Origin of the sequence: Pantoea sp. M_9 (genome assembly GCF_008631385.1) — a bacterium.
In the GTDB taxonomy this organism is placed as follows: Bacteria; Pseudomonadota; Gammaproteobacteria; order Enterobacterales; family Enterobacteriaceae; genus Pantoea; species Pantoea eucrina.
On the sequence record NZ_VWUF01000001.1, the window covers coordinates 720,295 to 745,214 of the forward strand.

The window sequence follows — 24,920 nt, forward strand, 5'->3', positions numbered from 1 at the left end:
ATCATAACTTTGCTGGCCGAAATTACGCTGGCACGCTCCGGAAAAGCGTGACGACTTTGTAAAAACAGGCCGGTTAACTCTGAGCGACAGAGAATCTGCTTCGTTTATTTGATTAATCTGATAAATTTTCCGGCGAGTGAATTTTTTGATTGCGCCACTGTCGTAACCCCCTGTAGCCCGACGCTAACCGTCTGGAAACAGACACAATACACCCGAGCAGCTAAGGATTAGAATTCCGGCATGAATCGTAGAAAATTTGTGAAAGCGTCCGTCGCTCTGTCAGCCCTGAGTGGTATGACCGGGCTCTCCTCGCTGTTTGCGCAATCTGCATGGGCCGATGACGGCATCGCCGATGGCAAAGCCGTGCGCTTCGATTTTGATGTATTGAAACAGAAGGCCGCAGCGCTGGCGAAAAAGCCCTGGGGCGGTGCGCCCGGTGCGCTGCCTGACACGCTGGCGACCCTTACGCCGCAAGCCTATAACGAAATTCAGTATGACGCTCAGCACTCGCTGTGGAACAACGTCGCCGATCGCGAGCTGGACGTGCAGTTTTTCCACGTCGGCATGGGGTTTAAACGGCGTATCCGCATGTTCTCCGTTGATGCGGCCAGCCGCGAAGCGCGGGAGATCCACTTTCGCCCGGAGCTGTTTAAGTATCATGACGCCGGTGTCGACACCCAGCAGCTGGCGGGTAAAAACGATCTCGGCTTTGCCGGTTTCCGCGCGTTCAAAAAGCCGGAGCTGGCGCGACGCGATATCGTCTCTTTCCTCGGGGCCAGCTACTTCCGCGCCGTGGATGAAACCTATCAGTATGGCCTCTCCGCCCGCGGCGTTGCTGTTAACACGTTCAGTAACGGTCAGGAGGAGTTTCCTGATTTCACCGCGTTCTGGTTTGAAACGCCAAAAGCAGACGACACCACCTTTGTCGTTTATGCCCTGCTGGATGGTGCCAGCCTGACCGGCGCCTATAAGTTCACCATTCACTGTGAAGAGAAGCGCGTGGTGATGGAAGTGGAAAACCACCTCTACACCCGTAAAGCAATTCGCCAGCTCGGCATTGCGCCGATGACCAGTATGTTCAGCTGCGGTACCAACGAACGCCGCATGTGCAACACCTACCATCCGCAGATCCACGACTCCGATCGCCTGGCGATGTGGAGCGGCAGCGGTGAATGGATCGCCCGTCCGCTGAATAACCCGCAGCGCCTGCAGTTCAACGCCTACAAAGATGAAAACCCGCGCGGCTTTGGTCTGCTGCAGCTGGATCACGACTTTAAAAATTATCAGGATGTGATTGGCTGGTACGACAAACGCCCGAGCCTGTGGGTCGAGCCAACCGGAAAATGGGGTAAAGGCGCGATTAATCTGATGGAGATCCCCACAACCGGGGAAACGCTGGATAACGTGGTCTGCTTCTGGCAGCCAGAGGAGGCGATTCAGGCGGGCAGCGAGCTGAACTTTGGCTACAAGCTCTACTGGAGCCAGCTGCCGCCGGTGCGCAGCGATCTGGCACGCGTGGATGCGACCCGCACCGGCATTGGCGGTTTTCCCGAAGGCTGGGCGCCGGGGGAACATTTCCCGGAGACCTGGTGCCGTCGTTTTGCTGTAGATTTCATTGATGGCGACCTGAAAGCGGCCGCCGCCAGAGGCATTGAGCCGGTCATTACCGTTTCATCAGGCACATTCAAACAGGTAGAGATCCTCTACGTTGAACCGATTAACGGTTATCGCATTCTGTTTGACTGGTATCCGAACAGCGATGCGACCACGCCTGTGGAGATGCGCCTGTTCCTGCGCACCAAAGATGAGACGCTGAGCGAAACCTGGCTCTACCAGTATTTTCCGCCGCCGCCCGATCAGCGTAAATATACCGATGACCGGCAGATGACGCCGGGCTGATAACGATAACGGCGAGGCTTCCCTCGCCGTTATATTTTCTGCATGCCGATATGCGGAATCTCATCTTCAAGGTAAACCGCAGTGACCGCCTGAAAACCGAGCCGGCCATAAAATCCCTCAAGGTGCGCCTGCGCCGACAGATAAATGGCCTGCCCGGGCCAGTACGTTTCGCAGCTGTTCAGCACCTGTTCCATCAGCCGGTAGCCCAGCTTCAGTCCACGCGCTTCTTCAGAGACAATCACCCGCCCCACAACGACCGCCTTATCCGGTTGCATAGGTGTCAGTATGCGCGCGCAGGCCAGCAGCTTACCCTCCAGAAAGCCGAGAATATGACGGTTTTCTGCGGCCAGATCCTGGCCGTCCAGATCCTGATAGGGGCACTGCTGCTCCACAATAAAAACCTGGTTACGCAGCGCCAGCAGCGTATAGAGTTGCTGTGCCGTCAGTTCCTGATGGTGGCAATCAAGCCATGCTATTTCAACAGATCTCCTCCTCTTTAAATGACAATATTCTGAGACTACTCTGTCAGCTGCAGTTACACCATGACGATAGCGGCTGCGGATAGAGATAAAAAAAATCAGGCCCGGAGGCCTGATTTTCGTCAGCAGAAAGCATCGTTACATCAGCGGTTGCGCCATCTGCACCAGCCTGATGAGCGGCTGCGGATAAACACCCAGCAGCAGCACAAGGATGGCGGAGATCAGGACAACCACACCGCCCGCGGTAAATGCCCAGTTAGCAGGCGTATCACGCGTATGCAGCTCTGGCGGGGTGAGATAGAGACTCACCGTGACGCGCAGATAGTAGTACAGGCCGATGGCGCTGCCGGCAACGACTGCAGCAGTCAGCCACCAGAGATGCGCATTCACACCGGATGCGATAACGTAAAACTTACCGATAAAGCCCAGCGTCATCGGAATACCCGCCAGCGACAGCATCATCACCGTCATAACCGCTGAGAGCACCGGACGATGCCAGAACAGGCCGCGATAGGAATAGAGCGAATCGGCATCCGGACCACGATACGGACTGGACATCAGACTAACCACGCCAAACGCACCCAGGCTGCTGAACAGATAACCCGCCAGGTAGACGCCAGCCGTTTCCAGCGACAGCTGATGCGTTTTCACCGCAATCAGCGCGACCAGCAGATAGCCGAGGTGAGCGATAGAGGAGTAGCCGAGCAGACGTTTAATGTTGCTCTGCGAAATCGCCATCAGGTTACCCACCAGGATAGAGACAAAGGCGATAATCCCCAGCACGGTGCGTACCGCTTCGCTGTCGGTCAGCGGCGCGTACATAAACAGGCGCATAATGACACCAAAGATAGCGATCTTGCTGGCGGTTGCCAGGAAGGTCGATACCGGTGCAGGCGCGCCCTGGTAAACGTCCGGCGTCCAGAGATGAAACGGCACCAGCGACAGCTTAAAGCCCAGGCCGATGATCATCATCCCCAGCCCCACCAGCAGCAGCGGCTGCTGGATCATGCTGTCGGTCAGACTGTTACCCAGCTGAACAAAGCTCAGGCTGCCGGAATCGGCGTAAACCAGCGCAATACCAAACAGCAGAAACGACGAGGCGGCCGCAGAAAGAATGGTGTATTTCAGCGCCGCTTCCAGCGAACGTTTCTGCCGGAAGGCGTAACCAATCAGGCCAAACAGCGGCAGGGAGAGCAGCTCAATACCGATAAACAGCGCGGCGAGATGGTTGGCACTTGCCAGCACCACGCCACCCAGCGCTGCAATCAGCACCAGCAGGTAAAACTCATCCTTGTTATCCGGGAAGCCCGCCAGCCAGGGATAGGCGAAAGTACAGGTCGCCAGACTCGCCAGCATCACCAGCGCGGTATAAAACATGGAGTAGCCGTCAACGCGCAGCAGCGGCGTGACATCCATTGCGCCCGCCTGACCAACAAACCACAGCGACACCAGCGCAAGGTTCAGGCCAATGACGGTCAGCGTGGCATTAACGAAGTGGTTGCGTCGCCACGCAATGGACAGCATCACCACCACCACCGTCAGTCCGACGATCAACAGCGGCAGTAGCGCGATCAATTGTTGAGGAGTTATTGTCATGGCGAATTACGGCCTTGTAGTTGAAATTGAAGCGGTAAACCACTGCTGAATATTACTCATCGCAGCATGGGACGTATCGAGAATCGGCTGCGGGTAGATACCCAGCAGCACCAGCAGCACGACCAGCACGCCGATGGTGGCAAATTCGCGTACTGACATGCCCGGCAGCGGCTCTTTCGATTTCGCTTCGCCATAGTAAGCACGCTGCATCATGATCAGCGAGTAGACCGAGGCGAACACCAGCCCAAAGGTGGCAATCACGATGATCACAGGCACAACCTGGAAGCTGCCGGTCAGGATCATGAATTCGCCCACGAAGTTGCCGGTGCCCGGCATGCCGAGATTCGCTACCGCAAAAAAGAGTGACAGGCCCGGGATCCATTTGATTCGCGACCACAGACCGCCCATCTGACGCATATCACGGGTATGCAGACGCTCATACAGCTGACCGCACAGAATAAACAGTGCCGCGGCTGAAAGACCGTGAGCAATCATCTGGATAACCGCACCCTGGAAGGCCAGCTGGCTACCGGTATAGATCGCGATCAGCACAAAACCCATGTGCGAAATCGAGGTGTAGGCGATCAGACGTTTGATATCGGTCTGCGAGAACGCCATCCAGGCGCCGTAGAAGATACCAATGATGCCGAGCCACATCGCAATCGGTGCAAATTCAGCTGAAGCGTTCGGAAACAGCGGCAGGCTAAAGCGCAGCAGACCGTAGGCTGCGGTTTTCAGCAGAATACCGGCCAGATCGACGGAGCCGGCAGTCGGCGCCTGACTGTGCGCATCAGGCAGCCAGCCGTGCAGCGGCACCACCGGCATTTTCACCGCAAAGGCGATGAAGAAGCCCAGCATCAGCAGCCATTCGACATTGCGTGACATCGGCGTTTTCAGCAGCTCTTCATAGCTGAAAGTCCAGACGCCGGTCGCATTGTAGTGCACAAACACCAGCGCCAGAATCGCAATCAGCATCACCAGACCAGACGCCTGGGTGTAAATAAAGAACTTGGTCGCCGCTGTGATACGGGTTTTACCATCCGACGCTTTATGTCCCCAGAGCGCGATGAGGAAATACATCGGCACCAGCATCATCTCCCAGAAAAAGAAGAACAGGAACATGTCGATGGCAAGGAATACGCCGATAACGCCGCCCAGGATCCACATCAGATTGAGGTGGAAAAAGCCCTGATACTTCTCAATCTCGTTCCATGAGCAGAGGACTGCCATCAGGCCCAGCAGGCCGGTCAGTACCACCATCAGCAGTGACAAACCATCAATAGCCAGATGGAAGCGAATACCAAAGCGCGGGATCCACGCAACATCAAAGCTTGATTGCCACTGCGGCAGACCGCTCGCCTGCGTCAGCGAATAGCCCCCCTGCAGCCACAGCTGCAAGCCAAGAGCCAGCGTGAGCCCCATGGTGATCAGGGCGATCCAGCGCGGTACTTTTGCGCCAAGCCGTTCAGCCAGCCAGCAGAGCAGGCCCCCGACGAAAGGTATTATTATTAGCCAAGGTAATAGCACGGCATACTTCCCTTTTTTTAACCTGGTTTCGAGCTATCCTGCTTGCCCGTTTCGTTTCCGGCAGTGCCTGCAATCCTTGCGTACATCAGTACGCTCCGGTTGCTGTGCGCTGGCGATAACAAAACGGGCTGCGCCGATTACGCTTCGTCATTCAGGCAATTTTCACATTCGCTATCAGGAAGAGAAGCGTTTTCTGTCATCTTCTCTTCCAAGCCCATCAATCTTTACATCACCAGCATCAGGGCAAGCACCACAACGGCACCCACACTCATGGAAGCAACATACCAGCGCAGATACCCGTTCTCGCTGACGACCAGACCTTTATTACCAATACGCGACAGCAGCGCAGGCAGGTTCATCAGTGAGTTCAGCGGATCGCGCTGCAGCAGCCAGGCGATACCGAGATAGGGTTTGACAAAGACTTTGTCATACAGCCAGTCGAAGCCCCAGGCGGCAAACCACCAGGTGCCGAAGAAGCGGCCCGGTGCGCTGTTGGCCACGCGGGTCACCAGCTGACGCTTGCCCAGCCAGAGTGCGGCTGCAATCAGGATACCGCTGACAGCGACTAAGCCGGAGGCGATCTCCAGTGCCATTTTGCCGTTTTCGCCAAATTCATTTTCCGGCAGTACACCTGCCAGCGGAGGCGTAATCAGCGCGCCAATGAAGGTGGAGAGGATCAGCAGCACAATCAGCGGCAGATGATGGGTAATGCCTTTACCGGCATGCGCGTGGATCTTCTCTTCGCCGTGGAACACGATAAAGATCATGCGGAAAGTATAGATAGAGGTAAGGAATGCCCCGACCAGACCGGCAACCATCAGGTTGATGTGACCATTAGCCAGCGCACCAAACAGGATCTCATCTTTACTGTAGAAGCCTGCGGTAATAAGCGGCAGCGCAGCCAGCGCGGCACCACCCACCAGGAAGCAGGCATAAACCAGCGGAATGCTCTTGCGCAGGCCACCCATTTTGAAGATGTTCTGCTCATGATGGCACGCCAGAATAACGGAGCCAGACGAGAGGAACAGCAGCGCTTTAAAGAATGCGTGCGTCATCAGATGGAAAATCGCCGCATCCCACGCCTGCACGCCCAGCGCCAGAAACATGTAGCCAATCTGACTCATGGTTGAGTAAGCCAGGACGCGCTTGATATCGGTCTGAACCAGCGCAGCAAAACCCGCCAGTACCAGCGTGATAGCCCCGACAATGCCCACCAGGTGCAGAACGTCAGGCGTCAGCAGGAACAGGCCGTGCGTACGGGCGATCAGATAGACACCCGCCGTGACCATGGTTGCCGCATGGATCAGCGCCGAAACCGGCGTCGGACCCGCCATCGCATCCGCCAGCCAGGTCTGCAGCGGCAGCTGAGCCGATTTACCTACCGCGCCACCCAGCAGCATCAGGGTCGCCCACTGCAGCATGCTATTGTCTGCGGCAAAGTGTGCCGGTGCCAGCGCCATCAGCTCACGGAAGTTCAGCGTGCCGAGTTCGTTGTAAAGGATAAACAGCGCAAAGGCCAGGAACACATCGCCCACGCGGGTGATGATAAAGGCTTTCATGGCCGCTTTGCCGTTGTCCGGATTGCTGTAGTAGAAACCGATCAGCAGATAGGAGCAGAGCCCTACCCCTTCCCAGCCGAGATACATCAGCATCAGGTTATCAGCCAGAACCAGTACTACCATGCTGGCGATAAACAGGTTGGTATAGGCGAAGAAGCGCGAATAGCCCTCTTCACCACGCATATACCAGGAGGCGAACATATGAATAAAGAAGCCGACGCCGGTGACAACAGAGAGCATGGTCAGCGACAGGCCATCCAGCACCAGGTTCACTTTAATGTCGAAGTTGCCAACCTGCATCCAGGTCCACAATGCCTGCGTAAAAGGCTGCTGCCCCTGACTGAAAAATTCCATGCCCGCATAGAGCGTGGTCAGGGCTGAAAGACCGACCGACCCCATTCCGACAGCGGCTGACAGGTTCTCCGACCAGCGACCCCGGGAAAACGCTAACAGCAAAAAGCCAATTAGCGGAAACAGTACAGTTAAATAGAGAAGATTCATCCGCGCATCTCGCTCACTGTGTCAATGTTCAGCGTCTGACGACGACGATAGAGCTGCAGCAGCAGAGCCAGGCCAATACTCGCTTCCGCTGCCGCAAGGCTGATTGCCAGGATATACATCACCTGACCATCTGCCTGCCCCCAATAGCTGCCCGCTACCACCAGCGCCAGCGCGGCGGCGTTAATCATGATCTCCAGACCAATCAGCATAAACAGCAGATTACGGCGCAGCACCAGCGAGGTCAGGCCGAGAACAAAGAGCACCGCAGCCAGAATCAGACCATGTTGTAATGGGATCATGCCTGTCCCTCCTTATTGGATGCCGCATCCGTGACGCGATGGCTCATCACTTCAGCGTGACGATCGTCGCGACCGATATGGAAGGCCACCACCAGGCCTGCCAGCAGCAGCATTGAAGCCAGCTCAACTGCCAGAACATATGGGCCAAACAGGCTGATACCGACCGCTTTTGCATCGATAACCGTGCCATCAATACCCTGATCGGTGGCGGTGAGAATAGCGTAAACCATCACCACCAGCAGCAGCGCAGAAACGATGCCGGGTCCCACCCAGAGCGAAGGCTTAAGCCACTCACGTTCCTGCTCCTGCTGCTGCTTGCCGAGATTAAGCATCATCACCACAAACACAAACAGCACCATAATGGCACCGGCGTATACGATAATTTCCAGCGCGCCTGCAAAGTAGGCGCCCATAGCAAAAAACGCGCCGGCAATCGACAGCAGCGAAACAATCAGGTACAGCAGCGCGTGTACCGGGTTCGTATGCGTGATAACGCGCAGCGTCGTCAGCACCGCCACCAGTCCGCAAAGATAAAACGCAAATTCCATACCTGGCTCCTTAAGGTAGTAACCCTTTGACGTCGATCGGTTTGGCTTCGTTTTCCGCGTCGCCCTTCTCTTTTCCGTCGATCGCCATACCCGCCATACGATAGAAATTGTATTCCGGGTATTTGCCGGGTCCCGAGATCAGCAGATCCTGCTTCTCATACACCAGGTCCTGACGCTTAAACTCACCCAGCTCAAAATCAGGGGTCAGCTGAATCGCAGTGGTCGGACAGGCTTCTTCACACAAACCACAAAAAATGCAGCGTGAAAAGTTGATGCGGAAGAATTCCGGATACCAGCGGCCATCCTGCGTCTCTGCTTTCTGCAGCGAGATACAGCCCACCGGGCAGGCTACTGCGCAGAGGTTACAGGCAACGCAGCGCTCTTCGCCGTCAGGATCGCGCGTCAGCACAATGCGGCCGCGATAGCGCGGCGGCAGATAGACCGGCTCTTCCGGATACATCTGCGTTTCGCGTTTGGCAAAGGCGTGCATACCGATCATCCAGATACTGCGCACTGTCGTGCCGAAGCCAACGACAATATCTTTTAATGTCATCTCAATACCCCTTACTGCGCGTTGTACAGAATCACTGCGGCGGTCGCCAGCAGGTTCAACAGCGTCAACGGCAGACAAACTTTCCAGCCGAACGACAGCACCTGGTCATAGCGTGGACGCGGCAGCGCAGCACGGATCAGGATAAACATCACCATGAAGAACGCCGTTTTCAGGGCGAACCAGATGAATGGCGGCAGGAAAGGCCCATGCCAGCCGCCAAAGAACAGCGTGACAATCAGCGCGGAAACCGTGGTAATGGCGACATATTCACCCACAAAGAACAGACCGAACTTCATACCGGCATATTCAATATGGTAACCGTCAGCCAGCTCCTGTTCCGCTTCCGGCTGGTCAAACGGATGGCGGTGGCACACCGCTACCCCGGCAATACAGAAGGTCACAAAGCCAAAGAACTGCGGAATGATGTTCCACAGGTGCGTCTGGTTTTCAACGATCGCATTCAGGTTAAACGATCCCGCCTGCGCCACTACGCCCATCAGCGACAGGCCAAGGAACACCTCATAGCTCAGCGTCTGCGCAGAGGCACGCATCGCACCCAGCAGCGAGTATTTGTTGTTACTCGACCAGCCGGCAAACAGCACGGCGTAGACGGCCAGACCCGCCATCATCAGGAAGAACAGCAGACCGATGTTCAGATCCGTGACCATCCAGGTGGGTGAAACCGGTACAATCGCAAACGCCAGCAGCAGCGATACAAAGGCAATCACCGGTGCCAGAGTAAAGATGAAGCGGTCGGTAAACGGCGGTACCCAGTCCTCTTTAAAGAACATTTTGATCATATCCGCCGCCAGCTGGAGTGAACCGCCCCAGCCGACACGGTTAGGGCCGTAGCGGTTCTGCCATAAGCCGAGCAAACGACGCTCGGCAAAGCTCATGAACGCCCCGCAGGCTACCACCACCAGCAAAATTACAATCGCCTTAACCACCTGCAGAATGATGTCGATAACGTCCGATGTCAGCCAGCTCATTGCGCAGCCTCCTGCAGTTGATCAATTTGCGCATGCGCAAGGAACGGCGGTACACCAGGCATGCCGAGCGGCAGACCAATCTGCCCCGGCTGCAGGAAAGCGGAGAAGCGTACCGGCAGGCGCAGCGTTTCGCCGGCGCAAACCAGCTCTGCGGCAGCGCCGTGATTGACGCCAAGCTTCTCTGCATCCGCTGGGTTAATCACCAGCTCAGCAGGCACCATACGCTTATGGAACGTCGGAGAGCGCTGCGTCATCTCTTCACTGCCAAACAGCCGGTAGTAAGGCGCAACGCGGAAATGGCTGCCGCTGGCAAACCGCTCCGGCACGTTGCTGAACCACGGCAGTGAGCCTTCGCCCGCTTCAAACAGCCGGACACCCGGATCGCCATTCCGCAGCTTGCCGCCAACTTCATCCTGGAATTTGTTCCACGCCTGCGGTGAGTTCCAGCCCGGCGCCCAGGCAAATGGGATCTGCGAGCGCGGTGCTTCAGGCTGGTTGTTCCCCTCCATTGAGAAGGCAAACATGGTGTCTTTATCCTGCGGCTGACGCGGCTCGTGTACGCTGATATTAGCGCGGGCTGCAGTACGACCACTGGCGCGATGCGGTGAACGCGCCAGCTTCTGACCGCGAATGCGGAAGCTGGCATCCGGTGCCGCATCTTTGATGCCTTTCAGCTGCGGCAGCGCAATAATCGCTGCATCAATCACGTGATCCAGCTGCGTCCAGTCGATATGACGGCTCTCCAGCGCGCTGTGCAGCGAATGCAGCCAGCGCCAGCTTTCCAGCATCACAATGCTGTTGTCATAGTAAGCGGGATCGTAAACCTGGAAGAAGCGCTGCGCGCGGCCTTCATGGTTGATTGAGGTGCCATCACTTTCAGCGAAGCTGGCCGCGGAGAGCACCATGCTGGCTTTCTCCAGCGTGGCGGTCCGCTGGTGGTCAACCACAATCACGCCTGACGCTTTCTGTAGCGCAGCGTCGACGCGGGCTTTCGGCGCGTGGCGATAGAGATCGTTCTCCAGTACTACCAGCGCATCCGCTTCGCCGTTTGTCAGCTGCTCCAGCGCCGCATCCAGCGAGTGACCGCCCATCATGCCCAGGCCTATGCTGTTAGCCGCGCCGGCCAGCAGGGTGATCCCTACGTCGGCACCGCGGGCTTTCAGCGCTTTCGCTACGTTTGCCGCCGCCTCAATCATTGCGGTCGAGCCGGAGTGGGTGCCGGAGATAATCAGCGGCTTTTTCGCCCCTGCCAGCGCCTGCACTACCACATCAATTTTGCTGCTGAGTGACTTATCGATATCACTTACCGCGGGTGCGCTCTCATCCAGCGCGCTGGCGATGGCAAACCCGAGGCGCGCCTGATCTTCTACCGGTGCGCGATAGCTCCACGCCGCGATATCATCCAGACGGGTTTCATCGACGTTAGTGACAAACAGCGGATGTTTCGCATGCTGACCGATATTCAGGATCGCGGCGATCTGCCAGTCTGCAACTTTCTGCGCGGCTGCCATCTCGCGCGCTTTGCCTTTTACGGCCTGGCGCACTGACAGCGCGACGCGCGCGCCCACCTGCGTCAGATCTTCGCCCAGCACCAGCACGGCATCGTAGCTCTCCATTTCGCGCAGTGAAGGCGTATAGATACCGCTGTTCTGCAGCACGTTCAGCATCAGTTCAACGCGCGCCTGCTCTCCTGCCGGCATGCCGGTTGAGAAGTTGCCGGCGCCCACCAGCTCACGCAGGGCAAAGTTGCTCTCGATGCTGGCGCGGGGCGAGCCGATACCGATCACGCGTTTCGCCTGACGTAGCATGTCAGCCGCAGCGTTAACCGCCTGCTCTGCGTTCAGCGTAATCGTATCGCTGCCGCGCAGCTGATGCGGGTGACGCGGGCGATCTTTGCGGTTGACATAGCCATAGCCAAAACGACCGCGATCGCAGAGGAAATAGTGGTTTACCGTACCGTTATAACGGTTTTCAATACGACGCAGCTCGCCATAGCGCTCGCCAGGGCTGGTGTTACAGCCGACGCTGCACTGCTGGCAGATGCTGGGCGCAAACTGCATATCCCATTTACGGTTATAGCGCTCAGAGTGCGTTTTATCGGTGAACACGCCGGTCGGACAGATCTCAACCAGGTTACCCGAAAATTCGCTCTCCAGCGTGCCATCTTCCGGACGACCAAAGTAGACATTATCGTGTGCGCCATAAACGCCCAGATCTTTGCCGTCAGCATAATCTTTGTAATAGCGTACGCAGCGATAGCAGGCGATACAGCGGTTCATCTCATGGGAGATAAACGGCCCGAGATCCTGATTCTGGTGCGTGCGCTTGGTAAAGCGATAACGACGGAAGCTGTGGCCCGTCATTACCGTCATATCCTGCAGATGACAGTTACCGCCCTCTTCGCAGACCGGACAGTCGTGCGGATGGTTGGTCATCAGCCACTCTACGACGCTTTCACGAAACTCTTTTGCTTCGCCATCATCGATAGAGATAAAAGTGCCATCCGATGCCGGTGTCATGCAGGACATAACGAGGCGACCGCGGGTATCTTCGGCATTCTGGAATTGCTTCACCGCACACTGGCGGCAGGCGCCTACGCTGCCGAGCGCCGGATGCCAGCAAAAATAGGGAATATCAAGGCCCAGAGAGAGACACGCCTGCAGCAGGTTGTCCGCTCCGTTCACATCATATTCTTTACCGTCTACATGGATTGTAGCCATAGTGAACATGCTTCCGTAAGGCTCGTCCGGGGACGAGCGTTAAACATCAAATTCTGTTATCCCGCTTTTCAGCCGGACTGGCGTCTGGCGCCTTCCGTCTACGGTGGCCTGCTTACCAGCGCGCTTTCAGCAGGTTAGGCTGAATACCGCCAATAGAACGGGTATTGCCAAACACCTGCGGCGCAATGCCGGCTTCAAACTCTTCACGGAAATATTTAATTGCGCTCTGCAGGGGCTCAACCGCGCCCGGTGCATGCGCACAGAAGGTTTTACCCGGACCCAGCTGGCGGCAAAGCTGCAGCAGCGTTTCGATATCACCCGGCTGCCCCTGCTTCTGCTCCAGCGCGCGCAGGATCTTAACGCTCCACGGCAGGCCGTCGCGGCACGGCGTACACCAGCCGCACGACTCACGGGCAAAAAACTCTTCCAGGTTACGCACCAGCGACACCATATTGATCTCGTGATCCACCGCCATCGCCAGCGCCGTACCCAGACGGCTGCCCGCTTTACCGATGCTGGCAAACTCCATCGGCAGATCGAGATGCTGGTCAGTCAGAAAATCGGTTCCCGCGCCGCCTGGCTGCCACGCCTTAAACTTCAGGCCATCGCGCATACCGCCGGCATAATCCTCCAGAATCTCGCGGGCGGTGATGCCAAACGGCAGTTCCCAGACGCCAGGATTTTTAACGCGGCCGGAGAAGCCCATCATTTTGGTGCCGGCGTCTTCGCTTTTAGACAGCCCTTTGTACCACTCCACGCCGTTCAGGAAGATAGCTGGCACGTTGGAGAGGGTCTCAACGTTGTTAACGCAGGTTGGCTTGCCCCAGACGCCGGCGCTGGCCGGGAACGGTGGCTTGGAGCGCGGGTTAGCGCGACGCCCTTCCAGCGAGTTGATCAGCGCCGTCTCTTCACCGCAGATATAGCGGCCCGCGCCGGTGTGAACAAACAGCTCAAAATCAAAACCGGTGCCGAGAATATTTTTACCGAGATAGCCCGCTTCTGTAGCTTCGGCGATGGCGCGACGCAGGTTCTCTGCTGCTTCGACATATTCGCCGCGCAGGAAGATATAGCCGCGATAAGCTTTTAGCGCGAAAGCGCTGATCAGCATGCCTTCCACCAGCTGATGCGGCAGCTGCTCCATCAGCAGGCGGTCTTTATAGGTGCCTGGCTCCATCTCATCCGCGTTGCACAGCAGGTAACGGATATTCATGGACTCATCTTTTGGCATCAGGCTCCACTTCAGGCCGGTGCTGAAGCCTGCACCGCCGCGCCCTTTCAGGCCCGAGTCTTTGACCGCCGTAACGATTTCATCCTGGCTCATGCCGTTCAGCGCTTTTTCGGCGCCAGCGTAGCCATTTTTGCTGCGGTACTCTTCCAGCCAGACCGGCTGTTTGTCGTCGCGCAGACGCCAAGTCAGCGGATGCGTTTCCGCAGCACGAATAATGGGTTTCATCATTGATACTGCTCCAGTAGCGAGGCGATACCTTCCGGCGTCAGGTGAACGTGCGTATCGTCATTCACCATCATGGTCGGCCCCTTATCGCAGTTGCCGAGGCAGCAGGTAGGCAGCAGCGTAAAGCGGCCGTCTGCCGTGGTCTGGCCGGGTTTAATATGAAGATTCTGCTCCAGCGCCGCCTGAATACCCTGGTAACCGGTAATGTGGCACACTACGCTGTCGCAGTAGCGGATCACGTGACGGCCAACCGGCGTACGATAAATCTGGCTGTAGAACGTTGCCACACCTTCGACATCGCTGGCCGGAATACCCAGCACATTAGCAATCGCGTGGATAGCGCCATCCGGCACCCAGCCTCGCTGTTTTTGCACGATCTTCAGCGCTTCAATTGAGGCTGCACGCGCATCCTCGTAGTGATGTTTTTCATGCTCAATAGCGTGGTGCTCGGCCTCGCTCAGCACAAAGACCTCATTCGGGTCGATGGTTTGAATGGCAATTTTTTGATCGTGCATAATTAGCGGTCCACGTCTGACATAACAAAATCGATACTACCGAGGTAGACGATGAGATCGGATACCAGGCTGCCGCGGATCACTGACGGGATCTGCTGCAGGTGCGGGAAGCTTGGCGTGCGCACGCGGGTGCGGTAGCTCATGGTGCTGCCGTCGCTGGTCAGGTAGTAGCTGTTGATCCCTTTCGTCGCCTCAATCATCTGGAACGATTCATTGGCGGGCATCACCGGTCCCCAGGAGACCTGCAGGAAGTGGGTGATCAGGGTTTCAATGTGCTGCAGCGTACGCTCTTTCGGCGGCGGCGTGGTCAGCGGATGGTCCGCTTTGAACGGCCCTTCCGGCATGTTGTTCAGGCACTGCTCCAGAATACGCAGCGACTGCCACATCTCTTCCATTTTCAGCTGTACGCGGGTGTAAGCATCGCTGATGCCTGCGCCAACCGGAATTTCAAAATCGAAGTTTTCGTAGCCTGAATAAGGACGCCACTTACGCACGTCAAAGTCGAGGCCGGTTGCACGCAGACCCGCACCGGTTGTGCCCCACGCCAGCGCTTCATCCATATTGTAAGCGGCTACGCCCTGCGAACGCCCCATCAGCACGGTGTTGCGCAGTGCCGCTTTGTCATACTCTTTCAGGCGTTTTGGCATCCAGTCGAGGAACTCACGCAGCAGACGCTCCCAGCCTTTCGGCAGATCGTGCGCCACACCGCCGATACGGAACCAGGCGGGATGCATACGGAAACCGGTAATCGCTTCCACGACATCATAAATTTTCTGACGATCGGTAAACGCAAAGAACACCGGCGTCATTGCGCCAACGTCCTGAATAAAGGTTGAGATATAGAGCAGGTGGCTGTTAATACGGAACAGCTCAGAGAGCATCACGCGAATGACGTTAACGCGGTCTGGTACCGTGATCCCGGCCAGTTTCTCTACGGCGAGTACGTAAGGCATTTCATTAACACAGCCGCCCAGATACTCGATACGATCGGTATAAGGGATATAGCTGTGCCAGGATTGCCGCTCGCCCATCTTCTCGGCACCGCGATGGTGATAGCCAACGTCAGGTACGCAGTCGACAATCTCTTCACCGTCAAGCTGCAGAATGATACGGAAAGCACCGTGCGCAGAGGGGTGGTTCGGGCCAAGGTTGAGGAACATAAAGTCCTCATTAGCCGTGCTGCGCTTCATGCCCCACTCTTCGGGTTTGAACGTCAGCGACTCCATTTCCAGATCTTCTTTCTGCTTAGTCAGCGTAAAGGGATCAAATTCAGTCGCGCGCGCCGGATAATCTTTACGCAGCGGGTGCCCTTCCCAGGTCTGCGGCATCATAATGCGCGTCAGATGAGGATGCCCCTGAAACGTAATGCCAAACATCTCCCAGGTTTCGCGCTCATACCAGTTGGCGTTGGCGAAAATAGTGGTGATGGTTGGCACATTCAGATCGTTTTCAGATAACGCCACCTTGAGCATAATGTCGCGGTTGCGTTCAATAGAAAGCAGATGATAGAAAACGGAAAAGTCCGCAGCAGGCAGGCCTGCGCGGTGGGTACGTAAACGCTCATCAAAGCCATGCAGGTCATACAGCATGACATAGGGCTTAGGCAGCTTGCGCAGGAACGTTATCATTTCCAGCAGCTGTTCGCGCTTTACCCAGACTACAGGAATGCCAGTGCGGGTTGCCTGAACAGTAAAGGCGTCCGGCCCAAAACGATTACGCAGCTCGCCGATCACCGGGTCATCCAGGTGCTCACGGGTTTGCCATGCTGGCTGAGCGAGATCTTGCGTGGTCAAATCTGTCATACGTTACTCACCATTCCGGCCTGTTATCAGGCACTCAAAAGAAGGCGTCAGGATGGCGGCACACACTACGTTGTCATTTTCTGATGTGGCCGTTACTCCATCCGTGTACGGGATACTTACACTTCGTCCGGGGTTCTCAGGTTAGTGACGGCAATGCGCTCGCCACGTTTCCTTTCACGTTCAGACTGCATGTTGGCGCGATATACACCCTGGTCACCGACTACCCAGGAGAGTGGACGGCGCTCTTTACCGATCGACTCACGCAGCAGCAGCAGCGCCTGCATATAGGCTTCCGGACGCGGCGGGCAGCCTGGAATGTAAACATCCACCGGCAGAAATTTATCCACACCCTGCACGACAGAATATATGTCATACATCCCGCCTGAGTTAGCGCAGGCACCCATAGAGATCACCCATTTGGGTTCCAGCATCTGATCGTATAAACGCTGAATAACGGGTGCCATTTTGGTAAAAGGCGTACCGGCAATAACCATAAAGTCAGCCTGGCGCGGCGAGGCGCGCATAACTTCAGCGCCAAAGCGTGCCACGTCATGCACCGCAGTAAATGACGTGGTCATCTCTACGTAGCAGCAGGAGAGGCCAAAGTTATAGGGCCAGAGAGAGTTTTTACGCCCCCAGTTCACCATGTCATGCAGAGCGTGTTCCAGCTTGCCCATATAAACGCTACGGTGAACGTGCTGTTCCAGAGGATCGGTAACAATCTCCTGTTTCTGCAGAGGATAACGATCGCCATCCCCGCCGTTCGGGTCTACGCGTGTCAGCGTGTAGTCCATCTTATTGCCTCGCTTTTACTGCTTATGAGGGTTGGTGTGACTGTGGCTGACCGGGCTTGATTTGACCACTACGCGACGACGCGCAGGAGCCCAATCCAGCGCGCCGATGCGAACCAGATAAACCAGGCCTGCCAGGAGCACCAAAATGAAAATTGCGGCTTCGACAAAGCCGACCCAGCCGCTTTCGCGAATGGAGGTCGACCAGGCGTATAAATAGAGGGCTTCCACGTCGAAAATGACGAAAAACATGGCAACCAGATAGAATTTTGCAGAGAGGCGGATGTGGGTATCGCCAACCGATTCAATACCAGACTCAAACGGGGTGTTTTTGTAACGCGCTTTAGCACGTCCACCAAGCAGCCAGCCGCCGGTTAACATAAAGGCACAGAGGCCAAATGCGATCACAATAAATACAATAAACGCCCAGTGATGAGCGATGACTTCGGTGGTTGTTGACATACGCTTTGCTTACTCATCAAAAGTGGCGATGGCATCCTGCACGGTTGCAGCAAACACACCACATCGATTCAAGGGAAGGATAAAAACCTTATAAACGTTGCTGTCTTTCCTGATTAGGCAGCAATTTTATGGGGTTTTTTACTCCTTTCTATAACCTTTTGTCAACTTTGACAAAAGTATCCAAACATTATTTTACACCCGCATCATATTATTAACATATACCCTCATCAGCGCCAGCTAAATCGCTTCAGTTTGTGCGGTTAATTTCAATGTAGTGGGGTTTTACATGCATGGATCGTGCGTTTAACACTCACATTTTGACAGGTCTTCCGCAGATTTCCCTCTCCCTGGCAGGGTTATTTTTTTGATCCAGAACACACTTTTGCGCTTCTAGCTCTAAAAAGCAGCGCCTGTGGCAGGGTCGACGGCCGTAAAGAAGGCATTTTTTGATAAAGAATTTCTAAAATGAGTAAAATTGAAACAACCGCTCGCTTTTCGGAAAGCGCAATAATTATCGGTCATAAAAAACGTGTGTCTGGCCCTGGTCAACAGGCATAAAAAAAGCCTTAGTCGCTGTTACGCCGACTAAGGCTTTTTTATAGCAATTATACAGTGCGTAACGCGCGTATTACCGCGGTATCACTACGACTTACTCTTCATCATCCAGCAGCAGTGAGCTATCCGGATTTGCACTGAGATTGTAAGGATCGTTCGTCGACTGCATAGCGTTGAAAATGGCCAGCGCCAGTTCATTATCGCTGTCAGCGTTACGGCACAGCAGATATTGCGTATCCGGTAACACAGGTAAACCTTCGGCTGCGCCCATTACGCGCAACTCAGGACTCATCATCTCAACCGGACGTGCCGTGACACCCAGACCAGCTTTAACGGCCGCGCGCACTGCTGCCAGCGTTGATGCCACGTAAGAGATACGCCATGGAATGCCCGCTTCGTTCAGATGATCTATCGCCATATCGCGATATGGGCTCGGTTCATCCAGCAGTACCAGAGGAATCGCTTCGCCGCGCTGGAAAATATAGTCAGCGGCACAGTACCAGAGCGTTGGTGAAGTACGCAGTACCTGATGCGTAAAGTTACCCGGGCTGGACGTGGTCACCACCAGATCGACTTCTCCCTGGTTCAGCATCTCCATCATAAACGGGTTACGTTTTACACGTACATCGATGGCGAGCTTTGGATAGACTGACGTCACCCGGTTCAGCAGGAAAGGCAGAATGGTATCTGACGTGTCATCAGAGGCTCCGATAGTCAGAACGCCCTGAATATTGCTGTACATAAGTGAGGTGCAGGCTTCGTCATTAAAACGCAGGATTTTCCTGGCATAGCCAAGCAGCTGGATACCGTGCTCCGTCAGAAGTTTGTTACGTCCATGTCGGGCAAACAGCTCTTTACCTACCAGTTGCTCCAGACGTTGCATCTGCTGGCTTACCGCTGACTGAGTTCTGCACACAGCCGCTGCCGCCGCCGCAAACGTATTCAGGTCTGCAACAGCAACAAATGTACGCAGCAGATCGAGGTCGAGATTCAGTATCGGACGATTTGCATTAGTCATGATTTTTTCTTCACTTTATAAGATTTTTAGAACTACTACCCTGGTGTATTGCCACAAAATCAAACAGATAAGGGGCAATGGTGCTTACTGACAATCTCCAGAGGGGATCGTCTTAAAACCGAGTTCAGGCGGGTAATGACGAGCATACGTTCTCTGGCAGCAGAGAGGCGGCGTCATTAGAGACAGAACAACTTCAGGGCCAAAGACAAGAGTCGTACCGGTGCTGGAAGCTGTGTAGTTGCCTGGTTGCCTGCATAAAAGGTTNAAAAAAAGAGATAACACGTTGTTATGTCGAAACGAAGCCATAAAGTGCTTCAAATAATAAATTATACTTAATCATTTTTACGCATTAAAGGGAAATGTTTTCGTACAAAACATCAAATTTTTTGCTGAATAAGCCCATTTGGCCCCTTTGGTAACGGCAGGGTTAAATTTTGACCATCTGGTTTGTAAACTTATTTGGAGCAATAAAGTTACAGAAAAACGCTCATTGCCCGCCAGTATTGCGATCGCACCCGTTGCTATTCGCGCAATTTCTATGCTGAGACTGCGCATAAGAATGCAGATATTGTCGCTGCGCCATGCATGAGTTAACGCCAGCTGAATAAAACATCATCATTTAGCAAGATACGCTTAACTATTTCATTGCGCAGCTAATCATTAGCATGGAAAGCATAACCCGGTTTTCTTATGACAGCGCTGCAGCTGGCATAGCCGTTACAGGCAAACCATATGGCTATTTACCAAAATAATAGTCTGTTAAATTAGCTACAGGTAGTCATAAAAACCAATTTAATCGGCATATGACTATAATTTAGCTACTCAGACCGGGAATCTGTCTCAATCACGCCAAAAGCCGCAGCCGCCCTTCTTTTGTTATCAGGAGAGGAGTAAATTGGGCAGGTTTTAACTGGGTGGCGGGTTAAAGGACTCTGCCCGAAAAGGCGGCAACGATGAATTTCCAAATTGATAAATCCGGTAAGCTGGAAAATGTCTGTTACGACATTCGCGGACCGGTACTAAAAGAAGCAAAGCGACTCGAAGAAGAAGGCAACAAGGTTCTCAAGCTGAATATTGGCAACCCTGCGCCATTTGGTTTTGAAGCACCTGATGAAATTCTGGTCGACGTGATACGTAATCTGCCGGGCGCGCAGGGATACTGCGACTCCAAGGGGCTCTACTCTGCTCGTAAAGCCATTATGCAGCATTATCAGGCGCGTGATATGCGCGACGTTACCGTTGAAGATATCTATATCGGTAATGGGGTATCAGAGCTGATCGTGCAGGCGATGCAGGCGCTGCTCAATAGCGGTGATGAGATGCTGGTGCCGGCACCGGATTACCCACTGTGGACGGCAGCCGTTTCACTCTCCAGCGGCAAAGCTGTCCATTACCGATGCGATGAGTCAGCCGGCTGGTTTCCGGATCTGGATGATATCCGCAGCAAAATCACACCGCGCACACGTGGTATTGTGATTATCAACCCCAATAATCCGACCGGCGCGGTTTACAGTAAAGAGCTGCTGCTGGAGGTGGTGGAAATAGCGCGTCAGCATAACCTGATCATCTTTGCTGATGAAATTTATGACAAGATCCTCTACGACGATGCGCAGCATCACTCCATTGCGGCGCTGGCACCCGATCTTCTGACGGTAACCTTTAACGGGTTGTCTAAAACCTATCGCGTGGCCGGTTTTCGTCAGGGCTGGATGGTATTGAACGGGCCGAAAAAACACGCCAAAGGCTATATTGAAGGCCTGGAAATGCTCGCCTCTATGCGCCTGTGTGCCAACGTGCCCGCTCAGCATGCGATTCAGACCGCGCTCGGGGGCTACCAGAGCATCAGCGAATTTATCGCCCCTGGCGGACGGCTCTACGAGCAGCGCCAGCGTGCCTGGGAGCTGATTAACGATATTCCCGGCGTAAGCTGCGTTAAACCGCAGGGCGCGCTTTACATGTTCCCGCGTATCGATCCGAAAAAATTTAATATTTATGACGATCAGAAGATGGTGCTCGATTTCCTGCTACAGGAAAAAGTGCTGCTGGTACAGGGCTCCGCCTTTAACTGGCCACATCCGGATCACGTGCGCATTGTTACTCTGCCGCGGGTAGACGATCTGGAGATGGCGATCGGCAAGTTTGGACGTTTTCTGCAGGGTTACCGGCAGTAAGTCACCTTCTGCTGCAGCCAGCCAGGTGCTGAACCTGTCATGTACCTGGCTGCAGTCAGGTATATACTGTATGCATTCCGGGGAGGGGTTTCCTCCCCGCTGTGCTGACAGGATGCTGTATGACTCAAAGCCACTTTTTCGCTCACCTCTCCCGCCTTAAACTCATCAATCGCTGGCCGCTGATGCGCAATGTGCGTACAGAAAATGTCTCTGAACACAGCCTGCAGGTCGCGATGGTGGCGCATGCGCTGGCGGTGATCAAAAATCTGAAATTTGCAGGTGAACTCAATCCCGATCGTATTGCAATGCTGGCGCTCTATCATGATGCCAGTGAAGTGCTGACCGGCGATCTGCCAACGCCGGTTAAGTACTACAACGCGCAAATTGCGCATGAATATAAAAAGATTGAGAAAATTGCCCAGCAAAAGCTGATCGAAATGCTGCCGCCGGAACTGCAGGAAGCGTATCGTCCGCTGATTGATGAACACCACTATAGCGCGGCTGAACAGGCTGTGGTTAAACAGGCTGACGCTCTCTGCGCCTATCTGAAATGCCTTGAAGAGCTCTCTGCCGGCAACCATGAATTTTCACTGGCTAAAACGCGGCTGGAGAAGACCCTGACCGAGCGGCGTTCACCTGAAATGGATTATTTTATGGAGGTGTTTGTCCCGAGCTTTACTCTGTCGCTTGATGAGATTTCACAGGAGACCCCGCTCTGAGCGAGCGGGTATCGTTCAGGCGCGCAGGCTCAGCGTAAAGGCGCCGGTGTCGTTCTGCGTAATTTCCAGCGTGCTCAGATCGGGCAGATTAAACAGCACCTGGTTCAGGCCGGGCGTATCTGCCGCCGGATCGATGGCGATCACTGCGCTGCCAGCCGCAAGGCCTGCCGCAATACCTGCGGGCGCATCTTCAACCACCACACATTCAGACGGATGCAGGCCCAGACGCTCTGCACCCAGTAAATAGGGCTCCGGATCGGGCTTGCCGCGCCGGATATCATTGGCCGTAATAAACACCGCTGGCAAAGGGAGCTCAGCTGCGCGATGCCGGGCGTGGGCTACCGGCACCGAACCGGAAGTGACAATCGCCCAGGGGATGTTCTGCTCATTAAGCAGCGTCAGCAGCGCACGCGCGCCGGCTATTTCCCGTATGCCCTGCGTATCCCGGGCTTCCTGCTGCTCCAGCCAGTGAAATTCCGCCTGGATGGCGGCCTCACTCTCGCCGCGCATGAAATGGCGCAGCGAATCGATAGCGGGTTTGCCGTGAATATAATCGAGTACCACATCAGCGCTGAGCGCGTGACGTTCGCCCCACTGCGTCCAGCAGCGGTTCACTGCCGGCAGTGAATCCACCAGCGTGCCATCCAGGTCAAACAGAAATCCTTTAAAATTCACCTGCTGCTCCTTATCCGGTTGTGCAGAGTTAAAGATCGTCCAGAAAGGTGCGATCCAGCTGTCTGAACGCCCGTTTAAGCACATCAGCCAGCGCCTGATAGGTGGGCTTTCCCTCTACCGGTGTAATCGCCTGCCCCGCCTCTTCCAGTTTGCTGCGGACTTCGTTGAACCACTGCAGCAGCGCAGGCGGCAGCGGCGTACCGGCTCGTTTACCCAGCCACCACAATCCCTGCATCGGCAGGCTGCAGGCAAACAGCGCGGTGGCGATGGCTGGCCCCAGCTGCCCGCCCAGCGCTATCTGCCACGTCAGGGTAAATACGGCCAGCGGCGGCATAAAACGGATGGCAAAGCGGGTCGCCGTAACGACCCGATTTTCCGGAAACACTGGCGCCAGACGTTTATCCGCAGGCCAGGTTTTCATGTAGTGTTGTCCGCGCTGGAATAAGCCAAACCAGCCCGGATTACCTGCGTCATTCGCCATTATGCACCTCAACTAATACTGCATTATTTAAAATAAATTTGTAACTACACAACTTTACGTGACATCCTTCAAAACATTTTGTTTTTGCAGGTGACAGTGGGTATTCTGACGCCGTTTTCAGTAACATTACCGGAAGCTGCCGCCTGATTAAAGCACAGCCAGAGCCAGGTATTGCTACAGCGCTTTCAAAAATTTGCGTAAAATTACCGAAATTTTTTAGCGTGTCGTTTTCTTTTTAGCTGGCGCATGATGTTAATCATAAATCGCCCCGCTTTCATGGGCTACGCTGTTAGTCTGATTGCGTTATTTTTAGCCACTATTTAACAAATAGGTACTTCCATGTCGACGAAGTTAGTACTGGTTCTGAACTGCGGCAGTTCTTCTCTTAAATTTGCTATCCTCAATCCAGCTACCGGCGATGAGTACCTGTCGGGACTGGCTGAATGTTTCCACCTGCCGGAAGCGCGGATTAAATGGAAGCTGGAAGGCAGCAAGCAGGAAGCACCATTAGGTGCAGGCGCAGCCCACAGCGAAGCGCTGAACTTCATCGTTAAATCTATTCTGGCACAAAAACCAGAGCTTTCGGCACAAATCGCTGCAATCGGCCACCGTATCGTACATGGCGGTGAGCGACTGACCCAGTCTGTCATCATTGATGAGGCGGTCATTCAGGGCATTAAAGATGCCTCTTCTTTTGCACCGCTGCACAATCCGGCGCACTTAATCGGTATTGATGAGGCGATGAAAAATTTCCCGCATCTCTCTGATAAGAATGTGGCGGTTTTTGATACGGCTTTCCATCAGACAATGCCTGAAGAATCGTATCTCTACGCCCTGCCTTATCATCTCTATCGTGAGCATGGCGTACGCCGCTACGGCGCTCACGGCACCAGCCACTACTATGTAACGCAGGAAACGGCAAAAATGCTGAACAAGCCAGTCAGCGAGCTGAACATCATCACCTGTCACCTTGGTAACGGCGGCTCCGTGTCTGCTATTCGTAACGGCCAGTGCGTTGATACCTCAATGGGCCTGACGCCGCTGGAAGGATTAGTTATGGGCACCCGCAGCGGCGACATCGATCCGGCCATTGTTTTCTTCCTGCATGACGCTCTGGGTATGAGCGTTGATGCAATCAACAAGCTGCTGACCAAAGAGTCGGGACTGCTGGGCCTGACGGAAGTGACCAGCGACTGCCGCTATGTTGAAGATAACTATGCGACCAAAGAAGATGCAAAACGTGCGATGGATGTCTTCTGCCACCGGCTGGCCAAATATATCGGCAGCTATACGGCGCTCATGGATGGCCGTCTGGATGCCGTGATCTTTACCGGCGGCATTGGCGAAAATGCGGCTCTGGTACGTGAGCTGGCGCTGGGCAAACTGGCGCTGCTGGGCTTCGAAGTTGATCACGACCGCAACCTCGCGGCGCGCTTCGGCAAGTCTGGCTTCATCAATAAAGAAGGCACCCGTCCGGCAGTGGTGATTCCGACCAACGAAGAGCTGGTGATCGCGCAGGACGCCGCGCGCCTGACGGCCTGATCCTTTTCTCCGTCGGCTCAGGCTGACGGAGCCTTTTTGACACCCTGTAACACCGCGAGGTTTTTA

Annotated in this window: 21 protein-coding genes; 4 read left to right on the forward strand and 17 right to left on the reverse strand. The window is 54.9% G+C overall.

The window, feature by feature from the left end; translation table 11 throughout:
* Positions 1-240: 240 nt before the first annotated feature.
* Positions 241-1,899 carry a glucan biosynthesis protein D gene (locus tag F3I15_RS03230; RefSeq protein WP_150016529.1) on the forward strand — a complete coding sequence of 553 codons (1,659 nt, stop codon included), beginning with the start codon at positions 241-243 and terminating at the stop codon, positions 1,897-1,899.
* A 29-nt stretch (positions 1,900-1,928) separates the two neighbouring features.
* Here F3I15_RS03230 and F3I15_RS03235 read toward each other — a convergent pair whose 3' ends face one another.
* The 15 genes from F3I15_RS03235 to lrhA all read right to left on the reverse strand — a co-directional run bounded on the left by F3I15_RS03235 (position 1,929) and on the right by lrhA (position 19,266).
* The gene (locus F3I15_RS03235) at positions 1,929-2,375 is read right to left on the reverse strand and encodes a GNAT family N-acetyltransferase (protein ID WP_150016530.1); all 447 of its coding nucleotides are present in this window, start codon (positions 2,373-2,375) and stop codon (positions 1,929-1,931) included.
* A gap of 141 nt (positions 2,376-2,516) precedes the next feature.
* Positions 2,517-3,974, reverse strand: coding sequence for an NADH-quinone oxidoreductase subunit NuoN (gene nuoN, locus F3I15_RS03240; protein WP_039385550.1), 1,458 nt, complete (start codon positions 3,972-3,974; stop codon positions 2,517-2,519).
* 6 nt (positions 3,975-3,980) lie between these two features.
* Complete coding sequence (gene nuoM / locus F3I15_RS03245; protein ID WP_150016531.1) at positions 3,981-5,501, reverse strand: NADH-quinone oxidoreductase subunit M; 1,521 nt, start codon at positions 5,499-5,501, stop codon at positions 3,981-3,983.
* Between the two features lie 224 nt (positions 5,502-5,725).
* The gene (gene nuoL, locus F3I15_RS03250) at positions 5,726-7,561 is read right to left on the reverse strand and encodes an NADH-quinone oxidoreductase subunit L (protein WP_094111123.1); all 1,836 of its coding nucleotides are present in this window, start codon (positions 7,559-7,561) and stop codon (positions 5,726-5,728) included.
* Positions 7,558-7,860, reverse strand: a complete 303-nt coding sequence (gene nuoK, locus F3I15_RS03255; RefSeq protein WP_013509877.1) for an NADH-quinone oxidoreductase subunit NuoK — start codon at positions 7,858-7,860, stop codon at positions 7,558-7,560. Before nuoK ends, nuoL begins: the two co-directional genes overlap by 4 nt.
* A complete protein-coding gene (nuoJ, locus tag F3I15_RS03260) occupies positions 7,857-8,408 on the reverse strand; it encodes an NADH-quinone oxidoreductase subunit J (protein WP_039385563.1) in 552 nt (183 codons plus the stop codon). Before nuoJ ends, nuoK begins: the two co-directional genes overlap by 4 nt.
* A gap of 10 nt (positions 8,409-8,418) precedes the next feature.
* Positions 8,419-8,961: an NADH-quinone oxidoreductase subunit NuoI gene (gene nuoI, locus F3I15_RS03265; protein WP_039385566.1), complete on the reverse strand. Its 543-nt coding sequence runs from the start codon at positions 8,959-8,961 to the stop codon at positions 8,419-8,421.
* An 11-nt stretch (positions 8,962-8,972) separates the two neighbouring features.
* The gene (nuoH, locus tag F3I15_RS03270; RefSeq protein WP_039385568.1) at positions 8,973-9,950 is read right to left on the reverse strand and encodes an NADH-quinone oxidoreductase subunit NuoH; all 978 of its coding nucleotides are present in this window, start codon (positions 9,948-9,950) and stop codon (positions 8,973-8,975) included.
* A complete protein-coding gene (gene nuoG / locus F3I15_RS03275) occupies positions 9,947-12,670 on the reverse strand; it encodes an NADH-quinone oxidoreductase subunit NuoG (protein WP_150016532.1) in 2,724 nt (907 codons plus the stop codon). The genes nuoH and nuoG overlap by 4 nt, the downstream gene beginning before the upstream one ends.
* 112 nt (positions 12,671-12,782) lie before the next feature.
* Positions 12,783-14,123, reverse strand: a complete 1,341-nt coding sequence (gene nuoF / locus F3I15_RS03280) for an NADH-quinone oxidoreductase subunit NuoF (RefSeq protein WP_150016637.1) — start codon at positions 14,121-14,123, stop codon at positions 12,783-12,785.
* Positions 14,123-14,638 (reverse strand): NADH-quinone oxidoreductase subunit NuoE, encoded by a 516-nt coding sequence (nuoE, locus tag F3I15_RS03285; RefSeq protein ID WP_039379025.1) that lies wholly within the window; start codon positions 14,636-14,638, stop codon positions 14,123-14,125. The genes nuoF and nuoE overlap by 1 nt, the downstream gene beginning before the upstream one ends.
* Positions 14,639-14,640: 2 nt before the next feature.
* On the reverse strand, positions 14,641-16,440 hold the full coding sequence (gene nuoC, locus F3I15_RS03290; protein WP_150016533.1) for an NADH-quinone oxidoreductase subunit C/D: 1,800 nt from the start codon (positions 16,438-16,440) through the stop codon (positions 14,641-14,643).
* 116 nt (positions 16,441-16,556) lie between these two features.
* Positions 16,557-17,234: an NADH-quinone oxidoreductase subunit B family protein gene (locus F3I15_RS03295; protein WP_039379030.1), complete on the reverse strand. Its 678-nt coding sequence runs from the start codon at positions 17,232-17,234 to the stop codon at positions 16,557-16,559.
* Between the two features lie 15 nt (positions 17,235-17,249).
* On the reverse strand, positions 17,250-17,693 hold the full coding sequence (locus tag F3I15_RS03300) for an NADH-quinone oxidoreductase subunit A (RefSeq protein ID WP_039379033.1): 444 nt from the start codon (positions 17,691-17,693) through the stop codon (positions 17,250-17,252).
* A gap of 649 nt (positions 17,694-18,342) precedes the next feature.
* Complete coding sequence (lrhA, locus tag F3I15_RS03305) at positions 18,343-19,266, reverse strand: transcriptional regulator LrhA (RefSeq protein WP_039379035.1); 924 nt, start codon at positions 19,264-19,266, stop codon at positions 18,343-18,345.
* 953 nt (positions 19,267-20,219) lie between these two features.
* Between lrhA and F3I15_RS03310 the strand changes: the two genes are divergently transcribed.
* Entirely contained in the window at positions 20,220-21,437 is a 1,218-nt protein-coding gene (locus tag F3I15_RS03310) for a pyridoxal phosphate-dependent aminotransferase (protein WP_039379037.1), read from the forward strand.
* A 119-nt stretch (positions 21,438-21,556) separates the two neighbouring features.
* Complete coding sequence (gene yfbR / locus F3I15_RS03315) at positions 21,557-22,156, forward strand: 5'-deoxynucleotidase (RefSeq protein ID WP_039379039.1); 600 nt, start codon at positions 21,557-21,559, stop codon at positions 22,154-22,156.
* Between the two features lie 15 nt (positions 22,157-22,171).
* Here yfbR and F3I15_RS03320 read toward each other — a convergent pair whose 3' ends face one another.
* Entirely contained in the window at positions 22,172-22,831 is a 660-nt protein-coding gene (locus F3I15_RS03320) for a sugar phosphatase (RefSeq protein ID WP_150016534.1), read from the reverse strand.
* 28 nt (positions 22,832-22,859) lie between these two features.
* Positions 22,860-23,312 (reverse strand): terminus macrodomain insulation protein YfbV, encoded by a 453-nt coding sequence (gene yfbV, locus F3I15_RS03325; protein ID WP_150016535.1) that lies wholly within the window; start codon positions 23,310-23,312, stop codon positions 22,860-22,862.
* A 339-nt stretch (positions 23,313-23,651) separates the two neighbouring features.
* Here yfbV and ackA point away from each other — a divergent pair, with 339 nt between their 5' ends.
* Positions 23,652-24,854 carry an acetate kinase gene (gene ackA, locus F3I15_RS03330; protein ID WP_150016536.1) on the forward strand — a complete coding sequence of 401 codons (1,203 nt, stop codon included), beginning with the start codon at positions 23,652-23,654 and terminating at the stop codon, positions 24,852-24,854.
* Positions 24,855-24,920 lie beyond the last annotated feature (66 nt).